Annotated in this window: 18 protein-coding genes; 5 read left to right on the top strand and 13 right to left on the bottom strand. The window is 39.3% G+C overall.

The annotated features are described in order from the left end of the window. Positions 1 to 273 precede the first annotated feature (273 nt). Positions 274 to 663 carry a DUF4430 domain-containing protein gene (locus tag ENLAB_RS12885; RefSeq protein ID WP_077453591.1) on the bottom strand — a complete coding sequence of 130 codons (390 nt, stop codon included), beginning with the start codon at positions 661 to 663 and terminating at the stop codon, positions 274 to 276. Positions 664 to 748: 85 nt separating this feature from the next. Beyond that, positions 749 to 3,226 carry a vitamin B12-dependent ribonucleotide reductase gene (locus ENLAB_RS12880; protein WP_244351490.1) on the bottom strand — a complete coding sequence of 826 codons (2,478 nt, stop codon included), beginning with the start codon at positions 3,224 to 3,226 and terminating at the stop codon, positions 749 to 751. A 140-nt stretch (positions 3,227 to 3,366) separates the two neighbouring features. Here ENLAB_RS12880 and ENLAB_RS12875 point away from each other — a divergent pair, with 140 nt between their 5' ends. Both ENLAB_RS12875 and ENLAB_RS12870 read left to right on the top strand, forming a co-directional pair. Beyond that, the gene (locus ENLAB_RS12875) at positions 3,367 to 3,906 is read left to right on the top strand and encodes a hypothetical protein (RefSeq protein ID WP_244351487.1); all 540 of its coding nucleotides are present in this window, start codon (positions 3,367 to 3,369) and stop codon (positions 3,904 to 3,906) included. 560 nt (positions 3,907 to 4,466) lie between these two features. Continuing rightward, positions 4,467 to 5,894: an APC family permease gene (locus ENLAB_RS12870; protein ID WP_005225272.1), complete on the top strand. Its 1,428-nt coding sequence runs from the start codon at positions 4,467 to 4,469 to the stop codon at positions 5,892 to 5,894. Positions 5,895 to 6,009: 115 nt separating this feature from the next. Here ENLAB_RS12870 and ENLAB_RS12865 read toward each other — a convergent pair whose 3' ends face one another. The 5 genes from ENLAB_RS12865 to ENLAB_RS12845 form a co-directional block, all read right to left on the bottom strand. Continuing rightward, positions 6,010 to 6,648, bottom strand: coding sequence for a TetR family transcriptional regulator (locus ENLAB_RS12865; RefSeq protein ID WP_244351485.1), 639 nt, complete (start codon positions 6,646 to 6,648; stop codon positions 6,010 to 6,012). Between the two features lie 47 nt (positions 6,649 to 6,695). Continuing rightward, positions 6,696 to 7,397 carry an ABC transporter ATP-binding protein gene (locus ENLAB_RS12860; RefSeq protein WP_077453594.1) on the bottom strand — a complete coding sequence of 234 codons (702 nt, stop codon included), beginning with the start codon at positions 7,395 to 7,397 and terminating at the stop codon, positions 6,696 to 6,698. 5 nt (positions 7,398 to 7,402) lie between these two features. Beyond that, positions 7,403 to 8,479: an ABC transporter permease gene (locus ENLAB_RS12855; protein WP_142963006.1), complete on the bottom strand. Its 1,077-nt coding sequence runs from the start codon at positions 8,477 to 8,479 to the stop codon at positions 7,403 to 7,405. Positions 8,480 to 8,798: 319 nt separating this feature from the next. Next, positions 8,799 to 9,758, bottom strand: a complete 960-nt coding sequence (locus tag ENLAB_RS12850; RefSeq protein WP_077453596.1) for an L-lactate dehydrogenase — start codon at positions 9,756 to 9,758, stop codon at positions 8,799 to 8,801. Between the two features lie 93 nt (positions 9,759 to 9,851). Then, a complete protein-coding gene (locus ENLAB_RS12845) occupies positions 9,852 to 10,820 on the bottom strand; it encodes a TDT family transporter (RefSeq protein WP_244351484.1) in 969 nt (322 codons plus the stop codon). Positions 10,821 to 10,970: 150 nt separating this feature from the next. On the opposite strand from ENLAB_RS12845, the gene ENLAB_RS12840 reads away from it, so the two are divergent. Beyond that, entirely contained in the window at positions 10,971 to 11,798 is an 828-nt protein-coding gene (locus ENLAB_RS12840) for a LysR family transcriptional regulator (protein WP_244351483.1), read from the top strand. Between the two features lie 84 nt (positions 11,799 to 11,882). On the opposite strand, the gene ENLAB_RS12835 is transcribed toward ENLAB_RS12840, so the two are convergent. From ENLAB_RS12835 to ENLAB_RS12810, 6 genes are all read right to left on the bottom strand, one after another. Beyond that, on the bottom strand, positions 11,883 to 12,311 hold the full coding sequence (locus ENLAB_RS12835; protein WP_244351482.1) for a GNAT family N-acetyltransferase: 429 nt from the start codon (positions 12,309 to 12,311) through the stop codon (positions 11,883 to 11,885). A gap of 324 nt (positions 12,312 to 12,635) precedes the next feature. After that, positions 12,636 to 13,226: a nucleotidyltransferase family protein gene (locus ENLAB_RS12830; protein ID WP_077453600.1), complete on the bottom strand. Its 591-nt coding sequence runs from the start codon at positions 13,224 to 13,226 to the stop codon at positions 12,636 to 12,638. 179 nt (positions 13,227 to 13,405) lie between these two features. Beyond that, on the bottom strand, positions 13,406 to 14,029 hold the full coding sequence (locus ENLAB_RS12825; RefSeq protein ID WP_077453601.1) for an NAD(P)H-dependent oxidoreductase: 624 nt from the start codon (positions 14,027 to 14,029) through the stop codon (positions 13,406 to 13,408). A 206-nt stretch (positions 14,030 to 14,235) separates the two neighbouring features. Then, positions 14,236 to 17,802, bottom strand: a complete 3,567-nt coding sequence (locus ENLAB_RS12820) for a Spy0128 family protein (protein ID WP_244351481.1) — start codon at positions 17,800 to 17,802, stop codon at positions 14,236 to 14,238. 85 nt (positions 17,803 to 17,887) lie between these two features. Further along, entirely contained in the window at positions 17,888 to 18,229 is a 342-nt protein-coding gene (locus ENLAB_RS12815) for a hypothetical protein (protein WP_061053836.1), read from the bottom strand. After that, a complete protein-coding gene (locus tag ENLAB_RS12810; protein WP_244351480.1) occupies positions 18,219 to 19,649 on the bottom strand; it encodes a helix-turn-helix domain-containing protein in 1,431 nt (476 codons plus the stop codon). Before ENLAB_RS12810 ends, ENLAB_RS12815 begins: the two co-directional genes overlap by 11 nt. A gap of 499 nt (positions 19,650 to 20,148) precedes the next feature. On the opposite strand from ENLAB_RS12810, the gene ENLAB_RS12805 reads away from it, so the two are divergent. Together ENLAB_RS12805 and ENLAB_RS12800 are read left to right on the top strand one after the other, a co-directional pair. Beyond that, entirely contained in the window at positions 20,149 to 20,469 is a 321-nt protein-coding gene (locus ENLAB_RS12805) for a DMT family transporter (protein ID WP_077453606.1), read from the top strand. A 222-nt stretch (positions 20,470 to 20,691) separates the two neighbouring features. Further along, complete coding sequence (locus tag ENLAB_RS12800) at positions 20,692 to 23,313, top strand: HAD-IC family P-type ATPase (protein WP_244351478.1); 2,622 nt, start codon at positions 20,692 to 20,694, stop codon at positions 23,311 to 23,313. Positions 23,314 to 23,345: the final 32 nt, after the last annotated feature.

Below are 23,345 nucleotides of genomic sequence, written 5' to 3'. Positions count from 1 at the left end.
CTTGGAGATGCTATAGAACTTTTCGTAGAGTGATTGTCCTTTCTAAACACAAAAAAAGCAGCATCCTTAATGTCAGCTGCCGCTTTTTATTTTATCTATATAATACTTCTATGACCAATAGCAAATCATTCAATCACTATTTCTGATTCATTTCTATTTGCCAAAAATTATTAATTCCCATATGACAACGCTATTCACCTCTTTTACTTCCACGTTCCCCTATACCATTGTACTAACAGAAACTTATACTCCCTCACTTGTTCAGCGAACAAATCAGAATGCTTTCAAATCAAATGTAATGATATCATTGCTTTTTAAAAACAACTCTTGTGCCCCTTTATCGGTCATTTCGTCATTGACGGTATAGACCCAAAATAGATTGGCTTTTTGATCTTGACTGATGCCGTCAATCGAGGTGATAAAGCCATCTTTTTCTTTGATCGCAAAGTTTTCTTTCATTACTTCCAGCAACGACTCATTTTCTCGGAACGTTACTTCTTTTGAGGTCACAGCTTCTTGATTTTGGATGACGATCGTAGCTGTTCCTTGTGCTTGCTTCAAGGAACTTTGCTGCGTGCTTTCTGACGTTACACTTGCCTGTTGACATCCTGTAGCGACGAGTAATGTGCTCACTAGCATAAATACGACAAATACTTTTTTCATCTATTTCTTCCTCTCCAATAGTCAAAATACAAATCTTTTTTTTCCAATATGCGGATAAGACTTGCTCTATCAATCCTGTATCCTTTTAGAGTCCGCATTTTAATTGAATTTTACAATTTGTGCAGGTACTGCAACCACCGATTTCCTCAATGGTTCCTTCATGGCAGATGGGACAGATTTCACCAGAGGCCACCGGTTCATCTACTTGAACGACAGGCAGCGGTTCAACTTGTGCGGTCAGCTCATTTTCTACCGCTTCTAATGTTAGTACTTGTGAAACTCGGCTGCCATCTACATAGACGGTCCCACCTTTGGCTCCTCCTTCATATAGATCTCGATAAACCTTGGCTACTTGGCTTACTGTATATCCTTTTGGTGCATTGACCGTTTTTGAAATGGAGCTATCCACCCAACGTTGAATGGTGCATTGCACACCGACATGCTCTTCGGGCGTCAACTCCATAGCGGAAATGAACCAAGCCGGCAACTCAGCTTTGGTGCTTTCAGGATGATCCATCAGGTATTCGTCAACGATCTCCGCATTGATTTCAATAAACTTACCTAGTCGACCGCTTCGAAAATAAAAAAAGGAGTAGTAAGGTTCTAAACCGGTTGAAACTCCCGTCATCGTGCCAGTCGATCCTGTAGGCGCAACGGTCAAAAGATGAGAGTTGCGAATGCCGAATCGCAGCACGCCTTCGCGGATGTGCGCTGGCATTTTTTTCATGTATCCTGTATCGATAAATTTCTTCCGCAACGCTTGCGTCTCTTGGTTACTTTTTCCAATCAGGAAGGGAAAGCTGCCTTTTTCTTTCGCCAATTCAATGGATGCCTCATAGGCCGTGACTGCCATTGCCTCGAAAATTTGATCAACGAATTGATTTCCTGCTGCTGATCCGTATTTTTTCCCACAGTAGATCAGCAAATCTGCCAAGCCCATAATCCCTAACCCAACACGTCTTTCCCCTTTCGCCTGCTGCTCATTTTTGTCAAAAAAGTAAGGCGTTGCGTCAATAACATTGTCTTGGAAACGAACCGCTGTCTTCACGGTTTCTTTTAGTTTGGCAAAATCGACGGTTCCTTTTTGACGATCCGCCATGTTTGCGAGATTGATGGCTGCCAAGTTACAGACGGCATAAGGGGTTAGGGGCTGTTCACCGCACGGATTGGTTGCCACGACTTTTTGTCCGTATGCTGTAGCATTCGTCATCTTGTTGGCATTATCGATAAAGAAAATACCAGGTTCAGCAGAATACGTTGCACAAAAAGTAATCAAATCCCATAACTCACGAGCTTTGATCCTTTGATAGGTTTTGACTTTATGACCAGCAGCTCCCCATTCTCGCACATCACCAACTTCCGCCCATTTTGCATCATATTGCGCCATCTCTGTTTCCGAATAATTGTCAATATCTGGAAAGCGCAGCTCATACCATCCATCTGTCTTCACTGCTTCCATGAATTCTTCTGTCAAGCAGACTGAAATATTCGCGCCAGTTAAGAAATCACTTTCTTTTACCGCATAGCTGCCACCTATTCGCAATTTTTCTTTGGCCTTTTGGATCATGTCATTATGTTCCTTATCTGACGATTCAGGCAGTTGTGCTAGATAAGTGAACATTCTTTCTTCCATTTTTGTCAAAGGGTCAAATTGCAGTTTTTCATTGATTAGTTGTTTGATTGCTGTATTCGAGACTGTTTTTTTCAGGTGAAGCAATACAGCAGGATTTTGAATTTTAGAAAGAATAAACGCAAAAATATCTGGATGCCAATCTGCCATCATAATCATCTGCGCTCCGCGGCGACTACCACCTTGTTCGACAAGGTTCGTCAAGTTCGCCAAATCGTTCAACCAAGAAACTGCTCCAGAAGATCGACCACTGACGCCGTGGACCACACTTGATTTTGGTCGCAAGGTCGACCCATTGGTTCCAACCCCGCCACCTCGACTCATGATCTCCATAACTTCTTGTCGATGAACAGCAATCCCTTTTCGGGAATCATGGATGAAAGGCATCACAAAGCAATTGAAGTAGGTAACTTGAGAATTTGTTCCTGCTCCATAAAGTACTCTGCCTGCGGGAATTAGGTTTTGCGCCACGATTTGTTGGTAAAACGCCTCGAAGAAGCGCTCCTGGTCATGGGACTCGTTGGCAGAAATCCCTTTGGCTACACGATACGCCACTTGCTCAAAAAAGAGTTCTAACGGTTTTTCAATGTCACTTTTTCTTCTTTTAACAAGTCCATTGGCTTGTTCATCAATATCTTCTAACGCTGAGCGATAGGCCTCTTCCACTTCGATAGAGACTAGTTCCCCATCGATTGCTTTCACAACACCGATTCCTCGCGCAGGATATTTAGGATCAGCTTTCGTTGTCAAAATCACCAAATCATCCTTACGCAATGTTTGATGGGTTTGATCCTTGTATGAATAACGATCCAGCATAATCAAACGAGCGATTCCCTCAAATGTTTGGGGCATTTCTGGTGTGATCGCCGAAACTTCTTGGAACAACTTGATATCCTCGTTCAATTTCTCAATCGTTTGTTTTTTGTAGTCCATTTCTTTCCCTCGCCTTCTAAAACACAACATATTGTGCTTGTTTTTCATTACCGTACTATATACTGTGTATTTCAATCTTGAATTTTATTATTTCTCATGTATAATGAGAATGATTATCAATTAGAAAGACGGCGATTTTCATGCTTCCTCCCCAATCCAAGGTATTCTCGGTTCAAAGAATTTCTCATTTAGCACTGCTCACTACAGCGTGTATCGTTGGACGGTTGGTTTTTGTCTTTATCCCTAACGTTCAGCCTATGAGTGCCCTTTTATTTTTAGTGGCTTTTTCTTACTGCTTAACCGATGCATTGATGATTGCCTTGCTAAGTTTGCTCGGAACAAATATCTATCTAGGTATGGGTCCCTGGACGATCAGTCAATTGGCTGCACTTACTGTCACCATCGTTCTTTTTCATCAGCTTGGAAAAGTACCGATCATCAAGAAAAACCGCTTCTTGCAAGCTTTTTTTGCCTTACTTTGCGGACTTCTTTATGGCTTGATCGTTTCGTTGATGGAGGTTTGGCTTTATCAGTTTCCTTCGTTTCTTGCCTATTACCTTCAAGGACTACTGTTCGATTTCTTCCATGCCAGTGAAAACTTCGTCTTTTATCTGCTTTTATGGCCAGTGTTTGAGCGAATAACACCCACATCCTATAAATTGGCGAAAAAAACCAAGTGATTTCGATGGAACGAAGCATTCGGCTATCTTTGTTTTCGTGTTTCTTTGAAAGAATGTTCGCGTAAAATTTTTCTTAGAAAAACAAAAAAACTACGACTACTCTCCTGCTTCCTTTACTTAAAAAACTACCCAAAAGTACCAACGAAAAGCCTTTCGAAAGGGTTTATTCCATCTTTATGCATCCATTCATTTAAATGAAACACTCCCTCTTTCATCCATGCCCTTGACCGAATGTAGTTGGATTTCTTTCAGATTATTAATGAATGATGATGTTTGCTTTTGCTATCATCAGAAATTTATTATTTTTTTTAAATAACAATTTAATTTTTCTTGACCAAAAGAATTCAGAGGTTTATCCTAACTATGGAAAATCGACGACTGGATAAAAAAGAAGCAAGTGAAATTTTTTATTCAATTTGACCTTTGACATTTGTGAAAAAGTGCATAAGAAACTTGATAGTGATCAAGCGCTTATGGAAAGAAACTTTTTTTCTCACTAAATTTCAAAAAACGCTCTATTTTAACCAGTCAGAAAATTATTTTTTAAGAAGGAGAAAGCGATGAATGAGAAACAATTACGCTGGTATAATATTGCGCTAATGGCGTTCGTCTCTGTTTGGGGACTGGGAAATGTTGTAAACAACTACGCTCAACAAGGATTGACTGTTGTTGTTTCGTGGCTATTAATTATGGCTCTTTATTTTGTACCCTATGCATTAAGTGTTGGTCAGTTAGGATCGACCTTCAAAGAGTCCAGTGGTGGGGTCTCCTCATGGATCAAAGAAACTTCAACAAAGCGGTTGGCTTTCTTTGCTGCTTGGACTTATTGGGTCGTTCACGTGCCTTATTTGGCACAAAAACCCCAAGGAATCTTAGTATCATTGAGTTGGTTATTTAAAGGAAATGGTACATTTGTATCGACGATGGGTTCCATGGAAGTCTCGTTGATTTGTTTAGCTATTTTTCTATTCTTTTTATGGATTGCCTCTAAAGGATTGACGACCTTAAAAATGATTGGGAACATCGCCGGAACAGCCATGTTCGTGATGTCGATTCTTTTTATCCTTTTAGCAGTGACTGCTCCAGCAATGACTGGTGCTGAAATTGCTACACCAAACATGTCATCTGTTTCAACCTATATCCCTAAATTTGACTTTACCTATTTAACTACGATCTCGATGCTGGTATTTGCGGTAGGTGGCTGTGAAAAAATCTCGCCTTACGTAAATAACACAAAAAATCCTGCCAAAGAATTTCCAAAAGGCATGATCTTTTTAGCCGGTATGGTGGCATTATGTGCCTTGCTCGGCTCGATTGCAATGGGGATGCTTTTTGATGCCAACCATATTCCAGAAGATTTGATGGTCAACGGCGCTTATGAAGCCTTTCAACGACTAGGAAACTTCTACGGAATTGGCAACTTTTTTGTCATTCTTTATTCCATCGCCAATGCGTTGGCGCAAATTTCTGCGTTGGCATTTTCAATTGATGCCCCATTGAAAATATTATTGTCTGATGCTGATTCAGAATTTGTACCAAATGGCTTAGCAAAACTAAACAAAAAAGGAACACCAGTAAATGGGTATATTATGACTGGTATCCTAGTCAGCATTTTGATCATCATTCCAGCACTAGGAATCGGCAATATGACCGAACTGTATCGTTGGTTGTTGAACTTGAATTCAGTTGTCATGCCATTGCGTTACTTATGGGTCTTCTTAGCCTTTATGCTAGTCAACAAACACGCCAATCGCTTTACTTCCGATTATAAATTCGTGAAAAACACCAAGGTTGGCTTTGGGATCGGCTTATGGTGCTTCTTGTTCACGGCCTTTGCCTGCATTTTAGGGATGGTTCCTAAGCTTGATTATGCGGCAGATCCGCAAGCTTGGTTCTTCCAATTGGCCTTAAATATCATTACACCGATCGCCTTTCTTTTGATTGGCTTGATCTTGCCAATCATTGCGAAACGTGTAAATAAAAAATAATCATTCCCTCAAAAAAGAGGTGTCCGACAACTACTTCGGTTGTCGGGCACCTCTTTCTTTGTAAATGAACTTCTTCGCCGCGTGCGGTATTTGGTCCATCCTCTTGCCGAAGCATTCATTCTTTTTCATTGTCCTCTTTGTTGTGCTCTTTGATTCCATACTTGATCCATTGCACCTTATAGCGAAAATCTTTGATCAGCTCTTTTGCGGTCCATTCATTCGAAATGAAATCTGTCAGACTATCCATCACGATCGCCATAATAAAGTAAAGGAAACTGACGGCTTCTTGCGTATCATGGATCGTGAAGCGATTTTCTTCCAACAGCTCCAACCACTGGCGAATCATGGGCGAATCGTCAGGGATCGCATCGCGCTTCGTCCAGGCATTGCTTTGAGTACATAAGTGGATCATTTTCCAATGATCATCTTCAGGTGACCATTGACTGCACCAAGCCAAGTATTCTTCGATCCCTTTGAAAAAATCATTTTTGTTGCGATTGATAAACGTAAAAATCGCAGAATGGATTTGGTTGGAATAGTTGGTGATCGCATAGTCATAGGCATCTTCTAAGTTTTGAAAGTACTTGTAAAACGCCCCTCTAGAAATGTGCGATTTTTCGACGATGGCAGAGACCTTGACTTGACTGATATGCTTGCTGAAAAATTCTTCTAAAAGCACGGCATCGATTTTTTCTTTTTTCTCTTGTTTTAAATGAAAAAATGTTGTACTTGGCAAGGGATTCTCCTCCATCATTCGCAATCTACTCCCTCTATTATAAACAAATCCCTCTACTTTTCCACTCAGACTTGTGCAGTTTCTCTTGATGGGGCGTTTTGTTCGATGAGATTGCCATCTTCCATTCGGAAAATGCGATCACTCCATTGGATCATTCGCTCGTCGTGGGTGACCATGACTGTCGCTTTCTTTTTCTCATGTGCTTCTTTCACCAATAACTTCACGACTTCATACGCATGATCGGTGTCTAAGCTGGCAGTTGGTTCATCCGCTAAAATCAAGCTTGGGTCATTAAACAACGCCCTGCCGATCGCTACTCGTTGACGTTCCCCACCAGATAAATCGCGGGGAAACTTGTCTTGAAGGTCGAGAATATCTAATGAAGCAAGCAATTCATCAATCCGTTCCTTTTCCTTGGCTTTTCCTGAAACTTTGTCGACCAAATAAAATTGTTCCTTTACCGTTAGAAAAGGGATCAAATTCGAGCTTTGCAAGATAAACCCAATCTCTTTAAAACGCAACTTCCCTCGTTGCTTTTCATTTAATTGGGAAAAGTTCACCTGGTTGATGATGATCTCTCCCGATGTTGGACTTTGTAAGCCGCCAGCGATGGTCAAAAAGGTACTTTTCCCTGAACCAGAAGGGCCGATGATACTGACAAACTCCCCTTCTTGAACATGAAAATTCAGTCCTTTTAATGCCGTTACTTCCGTATGTTGCTTGCCAAATTTTTTTATAATATCCTTCATTACTAAAATGTCTTTCATCTTTGTTACCCTCCTATTGCCGTGATTGGATCGACTTTTGTGACCGTCCGAATGGAGAATAAGCCGCCTAGAACTGCCACGAGAATCAAGATGCCGCTGTAAAGCAGCCATTGCTTTAATTCAAAGAAAAATGGCATGGCATCTGGTAAAAATAAACTGGTGCCGTATGCCGCCGCAAAGGCTAGGGCTACCCCGATCACACCGACCATAAATGCTTGCGCAATAATTGATTTAGCAATAAAGCTGGTCCGAATCCCTTGGGCTTTCATCACACCAAAAATCGCCGTTTTTTGTAGGGTGATCACATACATGAAAATTCCCACGATTGCCGTTGCAACAACAAACAAGAAGTAGATCATGGCGTTTAAGGTCAAGTTTTGGGCAGAAAATCCAGGAAGCTTTTCAATAAAGTCTTCCGTTGCCAACACTTTGAGCGGTGTTCCTTCTTGGTTATCGACTTTTGGCTCACTTGATTTGGTCACAATGATATTGATTGGCTGCTCCTTTTCAGATGCAAATGGTTGATTAGCAAACTTCATTTTTGTCCAAGTATCGAGGGAAGTATAAATCACTGGTGACACCGTATAAGACGTTTCTGGGGTGATCCCAACGACTTTGAAGGTTTCATCTGAACGCCCGATTTTCACTTGATCCCCGACCTTGATACCTTCTTCTGCTAAGTTTTCTGAAATCGTGATCTCATTTTCTTTTGAAAATGACTTGCCTTCTAAAACTTCTGGTAACAAGAACGCATCGTCTTGTGTACCAAAAACAGTCACATTGACTTGTTCATCGTTGACCGTGATGACACTGCTGTATAAACCAATCGGAGCTTTTTGGGTCCCTTCTACACGGTCTACATCCCCTCTCGTCAATTGCGAAGCCGCAAATGTGTCATTCGCATCTTCTGATAAAACGATCGCGGATGAATCCCAATCGACGATGGCCTTTTTAAAATCCCAGTTAAGTCCGGTTGCTAAGCCAGACAATATAAAAACAACATAGGCGATCAAAAACATGATTCCTACGATCAGCCCATATCTTAATTTTGAATAACGCATTTCTTTTATAGCCAGAAACATTGCTCTTTCCTCCTGTTTTCCAAATATTGACAAAGTGTCACTTTTTGAAGAATACCACACAAGGTGACACTTTGTCACTTTTTACAACTCGGAAAGTTTGTAAGGTTGATCGATCATTCTTTTTCTGTCATTCACTGAGGCTGTTTTTTTCTAAAGGAGTGAGAAAAAAGAGAGTTGAATATTGGGCGTTTCGCGTAAAATACGTCATTTCCTTTTAACATTCTTGGCTAGATGTAAAAAAAGCATGGCCGACCGTAAATAGTCGAACCATGCTTTGGCAAAAACGAACCCTAGGATTTCATTACTGGTGTTCTAGAGATCAGCTGACTTTGCTTTGTCCAATTGTGGAAATTACTGCTCGTAACTGATGACACGAAGTATCAAACTGCCGTTTTTCCTCAGGAGTAAGCGTCAATTCAATAATTTCGCGAACACCGTTTTGGTCCACAACTGCAGGAACCCCTGTGAATAAATCGTTGATGCCATATTCTCCATCAAGGTAGGAAGAAACCGGTAGAATCGCTTGCTCATCATTTAAGATCGCTCGAACGATTCTTGCGACACTCATCCCTATTCCGTAAAAAGTTGCTTGTTTTCGATCAATGATTTCATAGGCGGCATTTTTTACTCGTTCAGAAAGAACCGCTAGATCGGCAACGGTCAAACGATCCTTTTGCTTGATCAATTCTACGATCGGTTGCCCACCAATCGTTGTATGGGACCAGACAGCGACTTCCGAATCACCGTGCTCCCCAATGATATACCCATGAATATTCCGTGGATCGATGGCTAATTTTGCTGCCACTTCTTTTCGAAGTCTTGTGGTATCGAGGGTCGTTCCCGTACCAACGACACGATTGGCTGGCAAACCGGACACACGCCATGCTTGATAAGTTAAGACATCGACTGGGTTTGAAGCGATGACAAGCACGCCATCAAATCCTGAAGCCATCACTTGTTTTGTGACGCTTGCCATAATTTCGGCGTTCACATCGATCAATTCAAGCCGTGTTTGTCCTGGCTTTTGGTTGACCCCTGCGGTAATAACGACGATGTCAGCATCTTTACATTCCGAGTACTCTCCCGCCCAAACTTTGATGTTTTCTTGCCCCCATGACATACCATCTAACAAATCGAGGGCTTCTCCTTCTGCTTTGTCCCGGTTGACATCGATCAAGACCAATTCATTAATCAGTCCTTGATTGATCATGGAATACGCAATGCTCGTTCCAACGAAACCTGTTCCGACAACGACAACTTTTCTGCGTGTACTTTTCATGTGCGATCCCTTCCTTTTCTTTTCAAATACTTGTGCTATTGTTTTGCGTAGATTACGCATTTTCTTAAAAAATGGATGATCTTTTGTGCTTCCTTAGTAACTATGACCGGCAATCAGCGCTTTGGTTTGCTGATACAAATGAACAGCATATTTTCCTAACACATAGCTGACGACAATCACGGCAAAGCTTGTTTCAATAATCGTTAAGGCTTGTAGAAACCCAAATATCAGTGGGTGATTCGCAAAAAACAGCGCTGATTTGAACATAGCAGTCGCTGAAATCACAAGAGGAAACGTAAATGCCGCATAGCTTGGGTAAAAGCCGACGGCCAGCATGTTTTTCATATAAGCGACGACACAGAAATAAATCGTTTGTGACAATAACAGCATAAAGGCGACAAACCAAGCAGAGCCTTGTTCAAATACGGAAAGGTAACCTGCTAAGCAAAGAGAACCTGGCGCTGTTAAAATCGTGATCAAAGGAACTGCCGCCCGTTCCGTCAGCTTTTGATGGACGATTCGCTTTAAAATAATCGGCAAAAGCGCAAAATACAATACCAATGCGATCCAGACGATCACTTCTCCTAGCTCTTTAAAAAAGACAGCAGAAGTATTGGGAATGACGCCAATCCCGACGAAGGTAATAAACCAGCTTGGATAAATGTATTCCAGCGAAAGGTCGACAGGCAAAATATGCACGACAACAAAATAGATCATTAAAGCAAAATGTAAGCCGATAGCCCCCCACCAGAGCAGATCATTCACCACTGCATCGGGAATGACCCGTTCAAACACAGTGGAAATCACCATCAGCGCCATCGTAAAGGTTGGCGCCACCGAAGCAACGATTGGGTTTTGTAACTCTGACATCGTGTGCTTAAATGTAAAGCATACTTTCAGAAGGAAGAGCCCCATGATGAAAATACCAAGGGTGCAAACCCCATTTCCAACCGTCTCCATTCCTTCTGAATACAATAAATTCCCCAAAGACACAGTGCCTAAGATCAAGCCACAAATCGGGATTGGCAATGAATGCAAAAAATGCTGGATCGATGTTTTCATCAACTCATCCTTTCTAAACGTATGAAAATTTCAATTAAATTTGCTTTCTTTTTTCTCTACACTTATACTATAATCACCTGATAACTATTTGTAAAATTGTACTTTTAAATACTAATTATAAATTTTATTAATAATAAAGGAGTCCGCAAAATGATTGAATTGCTCAAAACCTTCATTGTTGTTTATGAAACGAGAAACTTTAGTCTTGCCGCAAAACAGCTCTATAAAACTCAGCCAACGATCTCCTTGCAAATCCAACGATTAGAGGCGGAACTTGGCTTCAAACTTTTTGAACGTAAAGGAAAACAATTGATTTTACCCACCAGCCAAGCGGAGTTTTTGTATCCTCGTGTGGTCGAGTCTCTCCGCTCATTGTCCACTATTTTTTCGCAAGCCAAAGACGCCAAAAATTTTAAAACAGAGTGTGTGCTCGCTTGTTCGAATACCACCGCCGTTTACTTACTGCCCAGCATCATGGCACAGCTGATTGCAGAATTTCCAACATTTGCCTTTGAAATCAAAATCATGAATTCGCAAGAAGTGATCGATGCCGTCGAATCAAACAAAGCCCATATCGGCCTGATTGAAAAATCAATCGTTTCGCCATTGATCCAAAAAGAATTCGTTTATCGTGATGAATTGGTGTTAGCAGGCAACCTCGCTTCTGATTTTTGGGTCTTGCGGGAAAATGACTCGGGGATGTACTACATTAACGAAACCTATCTATACGCACAGCACCTAAATCCGCAAATCATCAAAGCCAATAACAGTGAAGTGATTTTGTCCCTACTAAAACAAAACATCGGCAAATCGATCATTTCGAAACTCTCATTACCAGAAGAGTTGCCTTGGCAGGAACTTGATCCAGAGTACCGCTATCGTGATCTTTTTATCATTCAGAATCGTCAGCGTGTGACGCCGGAAATCGGAAAGGTTTATGAGGAGATTAAACGACTGTTGTTGGCATTGATTCCATAAATATTAGTCTTTTGAACCAATTAAAGTGAATACAAAAAAAGACGCTGGAGTGTCGTTTGTCACTCCTCCAGCGTCTTTGTATTTTTATAATTCCTTGATAAACCGTTTCTGTTCATGACTGCTATGATAGCCATGGTTTTCATAAAACCTGTGAGCAGCATGGCGTTTAACATTCGAATTTAATCGAATGCCTTGCATTCCTCGCTGTCGGGCTTCTTCTTCAATTGCCGACAGTAGTTTCCCGCCAACCCCTTGCTTTTGCACTTGATCGTCCACTACCAAACCTAGGACATTAAAAAATCGCCCGGCAGAATAAACTGTTGAATACGGCTGTGCTTCAATCATTCCAACTGCTTTTCCCCCTATTTCAGCGACCAGTAAGAGATGGTCCTCCTCAGCTAAGATCCTCTTTAAACCCTCGATCAATACTTCTTCTTCGATTGGATAGCCTAGTACTTTCGATAAATGAGCTAGTTCTTTACGATCAGACAATGCTGCGGCTCTAATTTTCATGATATTCTCCCGTCTTACAGCTTTTGACTCAACTATATTTTTTGAATGCTTATTTGTCAAGAAACGCTCGTTCTGCATTGCTAGTGTGAAACACGATAAAAGTACACGAACTGAGATTCAAACAAGAAATGAATGAAAAACGGCAAACAGTCTTCTTAGTTTCACCCTTTTTTACTGAAACAACGGAGAGACTATTACACATCTTGTAAGGGAGGGATCAGATGTAAATTAGCTAATAGTATTCAATATGTTATTGCTTAGTGAGCATAGGGACGGATGATGCTATAGTAGAAACAATCGAAAAAAATTTTTTCTAAGCATTCATTACTGCCAGCCAATCACCGTAAGTCCTGGCCATTTCGCCCCCCACTTCTCAGCTTTTTTTTCATAAACTTCCCGAGAAATCATCGCTTTGTTTGGTCTTACTACCCCAGAAAAGAGGTCATACATGCCATAAGGAGCAAAAATCTGGAGCTTATTTTCCTGATCGAAAAAAACACCGATCGAAGTTGCAGTACTGGGCCAAGTACTGATTGCTTCTTCAGTAGAGGTATATGCGGGAATAGAAAAGCCGAATTCTTCTTCATACCATAGGTGCACCCTTGCCTCATTCTTTACATCCAGCGCATATTGATTTTGTTTAGTAGTTTTCACTATTTGTTCTAGTACCATTCGTTCTTTCTCTAGACTCAAATCTGTGTCAAAATAAACAATATCCACATCACTTATTCCGTAACCGATGGGTTTAGAAAAAAGATGATTCCATACAGACTGCGTGACACTTCCTCCGCCAACATAAAGGTTTGGAATACCTAAAGCCGAAACATTTCTAATGATCTTGTAAAGTGCATTATCTTTTTCCAAAATTTTGTTTATTTCCGTTTCTTGGATGCTCAGAGCCTCATACTGATACATTGTTCTTCTCCTATCTGAAGTTTTCTAAACTGTTTATCCTAATCTTTTCGTTTCGGTTTTTCACATTAAATTTCACTTAATACATATTGGTTGCACAAAGCACTATTGAATTATAAATGTAACTCATAAAAAGATTTGCCTCCGCTAAATTTGGAATTAGCATACCATCTACTTAACTTCTATAGACCTTTTGCTCTTTTTTCAACTGCTTGTAAAAATTTCATCCTTGTTTTTATCGTATTACTTTCTCTTCTCATATTTCCCAGCACAAGAATTTTTTTTGTTTTTATTCCACAATGACTCAGAACTGCATTTTTTAATACAGATATACCGTAACTATCAGGAACGCTAATTGGACCGCTAAATATTTTATAGAAAAAGGTAGGAGCCATACTCGTTACAATAATGTCGGCAGTTCGGCCACTTAAAAGCTTCTTGAATTGTCTTCCGCGTATGTAGTTCATTAAGAAAAATCCAGAGTAATTCGAGGAATAAGCGATACCTGGTGTGAAGACTCGGTCAATCCATCCTTTTAGGAGGCTCGGCATGGAGCTCCACCAAATAGGATATATAAAAACAAGATGATCAGCCCATTGAATCAGTTTTTGCGATTCTTCTATGATTGGGTCAACAGTCATACGTGTGCGGTAACCATAGCGTAATACTGGATCAAAAAATAGTTCTCCTAAATTTAAATGAGCAATATCGTGACTACTCGCATCAATATTTTCTTTATACACTTTGTATATCTCTGAACAAAAACTTGCTTTATCAGGATGGCCATTAACAATCAATACCTTCATTTTATGCTCCTTAGTGTAAACTTTTTGGTTCACTAATCATCTCATATCTTAAAGAAAGATCATATAGTAAAAAAAGAAGAAGTGAATTTATCAACTTCTTCCTTAAAAATAGTACCTATCTATCAAAGAACTGTATTCCAAAGTTATTGGTATTAACTCTATACGAATTCAATTCTTCGTATGTGTTTAATCAAACACGAGTAAAACTAGTTCTTACTTTTTTTATTTTTTAAAACCAACAGTGCGAAAATAAAGATCAAAATTGATCCAATTAAACCATATAATGGATTGAAAACCTCTCCTGTCTTAGGTAATGTCTCATTATTCGATTTCTTCAGTTTATCATTTTCTTTCTCCAACACTTTTTCCCTGGTTGCTTTAATTGAACGATCATTTATTGAAAATTTGATAGGGGTTTTATCGATTTGATACCCATCTGGCGCTTTAGTTTCAACTAACTGATATTCTCCTATGTCTAAATTGCTTATCTCAACTTTTCCATCTTTATTTGTAACTATTTTTTTCTGTACAATATTTCCTTTCGAATCTCGCAGCTCAAACTCTGCATTTGCCAGTAGCTTTCCTGTTTCACTGTCTACTTTTTTCAGAGTTACTTTCCCAAGTTTTGGTGATACATAAGTATTCTTGAAAATAATCGATTCTTGGTACGCTGGACTTGCCACTAATTGCCCCGTTTGGTCTTCCACTTTCACGGTCACGTGGTAGACTGTATCATCGTAGGTGATCGTGCTATCTGTCCCTGCGACTTCTCGGATCGTATACTTGTATGTCCCTACTTGGTCATAGTCGATTGCATCGAAGTAAATTTTTCCGTTGGCATCATTGGTCTTGGTTTGGAGCACTTCCCCTTGTTCGTCCAACAGCTGGAATTGAAATTGATCTGCACTTAGTGCTTTGCCAGTCAATTCTTTACTTGCTTCTAGAACCGCACTCCCTTTTGCGGGATTGTAGCTATTTTTAAAAATAGCACTGCCTTCATAGCTTGGACTTGCCACTAATTGCCCCGCTTGATCCTCCACATTTACCGTTACATGATAGACTGTGTCATCATAGGTGATCGTGCTATCTGTTCCTGCGACTTCTCGGATCGTATACTTGTATGTTCCTGCTTGGTCATAGTCGATTGCATCGAAGTAAATTTTTCCGTTGGCATCATTGCTTTTAGTTTGGAGCACTTCCCCTTGCTCGTCCAACAGTTGGAATTGAAATTCATCCGCACTTAGTGCTTTGCCACTTAGTTCTTTACTTGCTTCTAGAACCGCACTCCCTTTTGCAGGATTATAGCTATTTTTAAAAGCAGCATTGCCTTCATAACTTGGACTTGCCACTAATTGCCCCGCTTGATCCTCCACATTTACGGTTACATGATAGACTGTGTCATCATAGGTGATCGTGCTATCTGTCCCTGCGACTTCTCGGATCGTATACTTGTATGTCCCTGCTTGGTCATAGTCGATTGCATCGAAGTAAATTTTTCCGTTGGCATCATTGGTCTTGGTTTGGAGCACTTCCCCTTGCTCGTCCAACAGTTGGAATTGAAATTCATCCGCACTTAGTACTTTGCCAGTCAATTCTTTACTTGCTTCTAGAACCGCACTTCCTTTTGCGGGATTATAGCTATTTTTAAAAACAGCACTTCCTTCATAGCTTGGACTTGCCACTAATTGCCCCGCTTGATCCTCCACATTTACCGTTACATGATAGACTGTGTCATCGTAGGCGATCGTGCTATCTGTCCCTGCGACTTCTCGGATCGTATACTTGTATGTTCCTGCTTGGTCATAGTCGATTGCATCGAAGTAAATTTTTCCGTTGGCATCATTGGTCTTGGTTTGGAGCACTTCCCCTTGCTCATCCAACAGCTGGAATTGAAATTCATCCGCACTTAGTGCTTTGCCAGTTAGTTCTTTACTTGCTTCTAGAACCGCACTCCCTTTTGCGGGATTGTAGCTATTTTTAAAAATAGCACTGCCTTCATAGCTTGGACTTGCCACTAATTGCCCCGCTTGATCCTCCACATTTACCGTTACATGATAGACTGTGTCATCATAGGTGATCGTGCTATCTGTTCCTGCGACTTCTCGGATCGTATACTTGTATGTTCCTGCTTGGTCATAGTCGATTGCATCGAAGTAAATTTTTCCGTTGGCATCATTGCTCTTAGTTTGGAGCACTTCTCCTTGCTCATCCAACAGTTGGAATTGAAATTCATCCGCACTTAGTGCTTTGCCAGTTAGTTCTTTACTTGCTTCTAGAGTCAAAGCGACAGGTTTTTCTATTTTCTTGTTTACAACAGTTTTCGTCACTTCTTTATCGTTGCCAAAGTCGCTTGGGGTAACAGTTAGTACCTGATCCAATAATTCATAACCCGCAGGAGCTTTTATTTCCTTTATCGTATAATTATCCTTCAGAAGATCATTGATAGAAGCTCGCCCCTCGTCATCTGTTGTCAATTTTCCTACAACTTGTCCCGTTGACTCACGTAGAACTTCAAATTGTGCACCAGAAAGAACTTCCCCTGATTCATTCGTTTTAATAATACTTACCGTGTAATTATATCCTTCGGCTTCGCCTCCTCCTTTTTGGTAATTTGTATAGGCAATGCCATCCTTTATCACTACGTCATTTGATGTCAATACAGCCGTATTAACGACATTCTCTCCATCAACAGGTGTATAGGCTAGTTCTGCTTTATAGTAAATTGCATATTGATCTTCACTACCAATATCTCCAAAATCTATTGAGAATGATCGTTGATCACTAGAAATATTGATTTCATAATCTCCAGTCACGTTGACACGATTTACTAATTCCCAATCATTTCCAGCAGCATTTAATTGCCACTTTCCTTTATAAATAATGAACGAACCTGGAACATAAGTGACAGCCTGACTATTTATCGCATCGGTGATCGTAGCATCAGGATAATTACCGCTACTTCGATTGATTGCAACATAATATTGAATCGTTTGATCACTTCCGTCTGTAAACCAACCAGATTTCGTTAAAGGATATGTGGTTGTATCTATACCAGCATAATCAATTTCAATTGGAAAGGTCGTTCCTTCAACATCAATCGTCGTCGTGATTGTCTGTTCCTCTTGAACAATTGTTGAATCAACGCCCGCGTAAAAATAAAAAGAGCCATGTATATCTGAATGGGTTTCTGCATAATCTGTATAGGTCAGAATAATCTGTTTTGAATCTGACAGAACGGTTGCATTGGCGACGATGTTTCCATTCGAATCTTTTAGTTCAAACGATTCGTTACTACCAAATCTAAGTTCAGACGGTAAGGTGATCGTTGTCGTATCTCCTTCTTTTACTTGGTTATTTGGTAGATCAAACGTCCCATTGATTCGAAATGTCTCCCACTGTCCAACAGCTTCCGTCAGAGGATCTCCATTTTCATCCGTGATACTAAAGGAAGTGATCACATCATCAACTGCTGAAAATGGAGCAATGGTTGGCGCTCTTGATTGTTTCTCCGAAGTCTGTAAAGTTTCTGATTTAAGATCTGATTGTACCTCTGTGTTCTGTAAATCTGTAGATTCTACCGATCCACTTGATATGGTGGTTGATGTTTCACTTTGAGACTCACTTGTTCTATTTGTTACATCACTCGTCTCACTTGTGGCTTGTGTAGCTTGGGTTTCACCAATACTCATTTCAGCAATCGCGTGCAATGGCGCAACTAAGATAGATGTTACAATTACTAAAAGGCTAAAATAAGTAGAAATTCTTCTTTTCATATTCACCGATTCCTTTTCTATACTATTAATGTGTTGCATACTGACATTTTTATACCGTCGCTATAAGATTCATCTATTTCAACTACTATCTTTTATGTAAATATTCCGTGTACTTTCTTCCATATAAAATTCCTCCAGACATGCTTTCTAAAATTTTTCCTAAATAAATGGGTTTCTCATTTGAAGGCAAATAAGGTTGTTCCGTTAACATTGTTAATTGTTGCTCAATTGAGAGGAAATTTTCCTTTTGTTTTCTGTATTTTGCTAATTTTTCTGAATCATTCTCAACGACGATTTCATTCTCATTGGAACCTACTTCAAACGCGTATACAGGTTCTTCTTCTTTCATATGTTCGCTAGGCAAAAAACTCAATTGATTGATTAGAAAAAAGGGCAAAACTACCCATGAAAAATATTTATCTTTCAAAAGCTACCTCCTTTAGTTTTACTAGCAACTCTCCCAGTTCCTTCCAATCATTAGATGTTGGCGGTTTTTTCCAAATAAGTTGTTCACAGTTCAATTTATCCATGGCACAGTCCGAAAGAAATAACTTGGTATTATTACTAATTTTGGCTTCAAAGATAAGATTCATCGATTGTAACGACTGTAGCATCATTTTTATATAGCTGTTGTAATTATTCCCATGAGAAAAATCAATACAGATATTTAAAGGTGTCTCAATTTTTTCCATGGGTAGCTGCGTAACTAATAAGAAAAGATAGTCATAATAAAGCTTGTTTTTCTCGGAATCAGATTGGAAAAAAGTGGATTTTTCTATTTCCCGAAAAAAATCCTGAATAAATTTATCAATTGCTGGATTGGTTTCCTGAAAATAATTAAACTTCCCTTTGATAATGAATGACTGATTTTTAAAGCGATAAACTAACCATTTAATATGTATATTTGTTAGTTCCTTCTCTATAAAATCATCTTTTATTTCATAACTGAATGTGTCAAAAAACATAGAAATAAATTTTTGAGTTAACTTAACTGCTTCTCGATACAAATCAAATGTCCTAAACTTCGTAACGAATTGTTCATTGTCGATTTCAAAATGACAGAACATCAAAAAATAACCAATTTCATTCTCTAACTGCTCATCGTCGATCGAAGAGTCACTGTTTATCGCTTTTTTCAACCACTTCGTGAAATCATTTTTCACATAGTCCACATAATTCTCTTGTATAAAATGTTTATTTTTTATTCGAATGAACCAAATACTAATAAAGATTGCTAGTTTTATTTCTTTTGTTCTGGGGATAGTTACTATATATTGTGATGAAAATTGCTTTATAATTTTATCGGTCATTTGACGGATTTCTTTTGGAAAAGGATTTTCAATGCCGTTAAATAATTCATAGTAAGTACTAAAAAATATACTGCGTACGCTCAACTCATTCCCAATAATTCTGCTCTTTTTAATCAAAATGTTTTCTTCATTTAATAAAGACTTTAAATGGCGAAACTTCACATAGCTAGCTGTCTGGCTGCTGTGAAGCAAAGCAACTTGCTTTTTCATAGGAATCTCATTAATGAAAAAATTATCCAAAATATTAAAAAGTTCACAAATTTTCATAAACTTAATTCTTATTTTCTTTACCGTTACGTAGTCGAGATTAGCACAAGTGATTTCTCCTGATTTTTTGATACAAATTGCAGTATCCTTGGAAATTAAGCTCAAATACGTATTCAATTCATCTATGTAAGTTTCAACTTTATAGCTAGAAATAGCCAAAATCTTACTTAATTCTGAAACTGTACAATAATGATTTTTATAATTCTCTATGTATTTAAGAATTACCCACTCATAACGATACCTATCAATCAATAGTTCTTCTGACAACATAGAAATACGCCCTCCCATATATAAGTTTACAAGATTAGTCAAAAAGTAGTATAAGCTTTTTTAAACAAAATTGCTTATTTTTTTTATTTATTAGAAAAATATAGTAATTTTGAATTGGATCTTTTGATTAGAATCTAAATTAAGAATTGATAATATAACTTTACGTATGATTAATAACTAGTTTTCCTAACATCTTTTCTTTTTACAACTATTATTAATTACTTGCTAAAATATAACTTAATGGCTAGTCAAAGACAAACTGATTGAACCTTGATTTCCTTGGCTATCTAGACGACAAAATTACCTTTCGTTCTTGAAAAAAACTTGATAGCTGACTTCGCTTATCGTTGACATTTCGCCTCTTTTCAACTAATATTTTATTATTGTTACATTAATTGAATATCCAAACCACCACCGGGTGATAGAAGTGTTTGGTAAACTCATTAGGTCCTTGAAGAGTTTACTGAATGCTTATTTTTTTTGAGGAGGAGAACAAATTATGACATGGATTTATTTATTTTTAGGAGGATTTTTTGAGGTCGTATGGGCATCTACCATGAAACTGAGCAACGGGTTTAGCCACTTTTGGTACAGTTTTTCAACGGTCATCGGAATGATTTTCAGTTTTGGATTCTTGGCTTTAGCGGTCAAAAATCTACCATTAAGTATCGCTTATCCTGTTTGGACAGGCATCGGCGCGGTGGGATCGATTATTGTGGGGGTCGTGTTCTTTAAAGACCAGCTGTCTCTCCTGACTTGGGTTTTCGTCATCTTATTAATAGTTGGTATTTTGGGCATCAAGTTTACCAGTGGCCACTGATTTAGCCCTTTGATAATAGTTTTGCTAGCCTTTTTGTAGGTACCTTCATCAATCAAGCGCCTTGACTCCTATAACGAAACACGGATCCAAATCGCCTTTTTCAGCCCATCTAAAGATTTTTTTGAAATTAGCCTATAGGTACAAAATATTTTCAAAAAACATTTGACCTTATAGTCACTCTAACCTTTATGCTATTCATGTAAAGAAAACGGAGGGAAAATAATGAAACAATGGCATAATTTGGATATTGACAAGGTGCAGTCAGCGACAAGTGAGACGCTTGTCACAAATGAGGTTCGTAAAGCGTATCAAGAAAAACACGGGAAAAATAAATTACAAGCATCAGAAAAGACACCCGAATGGAAGAAGTTTCTATCTTACTTCCATGATGCGTTAATGTATGTCTTGATCGGTGCAGCTGTTTTAAAATTTATGACGGGAAGTCTAATTGAAGGAGCGATCGTTTTACTCGTTGTCGTTTTAAACGCAATGATTGGTTATTACCAAGAGAGAAAAGCAGATGATTCACTATCTAGCATTTCAAAATTGCTTAGTTCAAAGGCGACAATCGAATCTGAAAACGGACGTCTTTCAATTGATGCAGAAGATTTGATTCCAGGGGACCGCGTTTATTTAGCACCGGGTGATATTATTCCTGCTGATTTGCGTATGGAAACCGTGAATGAACTAAAAATCGATGAATCGATTCTAACTGGAGAGCCTGACGCAGTCGTAAAAACAACTGCTCATTTAGAGGGGCAAATAGCACTTGCTGAACGAACCAATATGGCGTATTCGGGTACCCAAGTTCAGTCAGGAACTGGAAAAGGGATCGTTGTTGAAATTGGTTCGGACACTGAGATTGGTAAAATCAATGCTTCTTTAGCAACCATTGAAGTGAAAGAAACCCCTCTATTGAAAAAAGTGAACGAAATGAATCATGCTATTTTTAAAGGGATCGGCGTCTTTATCTTCTTATTAGGATTGATCAGCTACTTCATTTATGGCATGAGTCCGATGTATATCGTATCAGCAATCATTGCTTTGATCGTTTCTTCTATTCCTGAGGGATTGCCTTCTATTTTGACGATTATTTTGTCTTCCGGCGTGAAAAATATGTCGGATCAAAATGCGATCGTAAAGGGATTGCCTACTGTCGAAACACTTGGCTCAATGACAGTCATCTGTTCTGATAAAACAGGTACTTTGACCAAAAACGATATGACCCTTACCAATGTGTTTTCTAATAATCAGGTAACAGTGATTGATCATGAAGACCAAACAGATCTTTCGAACAATGAACTACTAGCCCAAATCATGCAAAACTGTCAAGAAACACAGAGTTTCGATGATCGCCACTGTCCAGTGACCGGAAATGCAACAGAATTAGCGTTATTACGTTGGACCAATCGTATTGGCACACCGCGGATCAAGAGTCTAGAAACATTACCTTTTGACTCAAAATATAAGTATATGGCAACAAGCCACCTGATCAATGGGAAAAAGCGGATTTTTGTAAAAGGTGCTCCAGATATCGTTTTAAATAAAGCAACTGCTGCACATATTGATGGGCAGATAGCGGAGTTTGATCATGCACAGTGGGAAAAGATCAACTTGGCTTTTGCTTCAGAGGGACAACGAGTGATCGCGTTTGCTTATAAGGATATTGATACAACGACAGAATTGACTCATGAGGAGATGGACGAACTCGTAATCATCGGATTAGCTGGCATTATCGATCCAGCAAAAGAATCAGCGATCGAAGCGGTAGCAGATTGTAAAAAAGCCGGTGTCAGAGTCGTAATGATCACCGGAGATCACCCAACGACCGCAAAAGCGATTGCCAAAAAATTAGGAATCGACCATTCTGAACGAGCAATCACTGGAACTGAACTGGATCGTTTATCCACAGATGAGTGGCAAACAGTGGTAAAAAATACCAATATTTTTGCCCGAACGACACCGGAGCATAAGCTTATGATCGTTACTTATTTACAAGAACAAGGCGAAATCGTTGGAATGACTGGTGATGGGGTCAATGACGCACCCGCACTTAGAAAAGCAGATGTAGGGATCGCAATGGGGATTAAAGGAAGCGATGTTAGTAAACAAGCTGCCGACATGATCCTCATTGACGATAATTTTGAAACAATTGCAAAAGCAATCAAAGAAGGCCGTCGAATTTTTGATAACTTAAAAAAGACGATCCTCTTCTATTTGCCAACCTGTCTGGCCCAGGGGCTTTTGCTGATCGTCTCTATGTTGGGAAATCTCCCTTTACCACTAAGTACCGTGCAGATTCTTTGGTTAAATCTAGTTGCGTCAATTACACTCTCCTATGCGTTAGGTTTTGAACCAGCTCACAAAATGATCATGAATCGTGCACCTCGAGATATGAAAGAAAAAATCATTTCCAACTATACACTCTTTCGAATCGTTTATGTTGGCCTACTCTTGACCTTCTTCGGCTTTCTAACGATGAATGCATTCAGCGACGAAGCTGTCAGACAAACCGTTTTGATCAATGCGATCGTTTTCGGTCAAGCTTTTTACATGATTAACTGTCGTGAGATCACGGATTCAGCCTTCAGTAACAAAATCAAGCAGAATAAAGCCTTGATTTACTCATTACTTGTTATGGCAATTCTCCAATTAGGAATGGTCTACTTTTCACCATTGCAAAGTATCCTACAGACCACCTCTTTAACTGTATCCGAATTGCTTATCAGTGTTCTCCCAGCAACTCTCCTTTTCTTGTTAGTAGAATCCGAAAAGCACGTAACACGAGTCATTCTAAAGGAAAATGTTCCCGCCTACTCAATGGATACCAAAGTAGAGAAATAAGAACAGTTCTATTTCATAAGTCATCTTATCGA

Origin of the sequence: Enterococcus innesii (genome assembly GCF_022846515.1) — a bacterium.
Lineage (GTDB): Bacteria > Bacillota > Bacilli > Lactobacillales > Enterococcaceae > Enterococcus_D > Enterococcus_D innesii.
The sequence above is the reverse complement of the archived record's forward strand: the minus strand, read 5'-3'. Positions and strand labels throughout refer to the sequence as shown.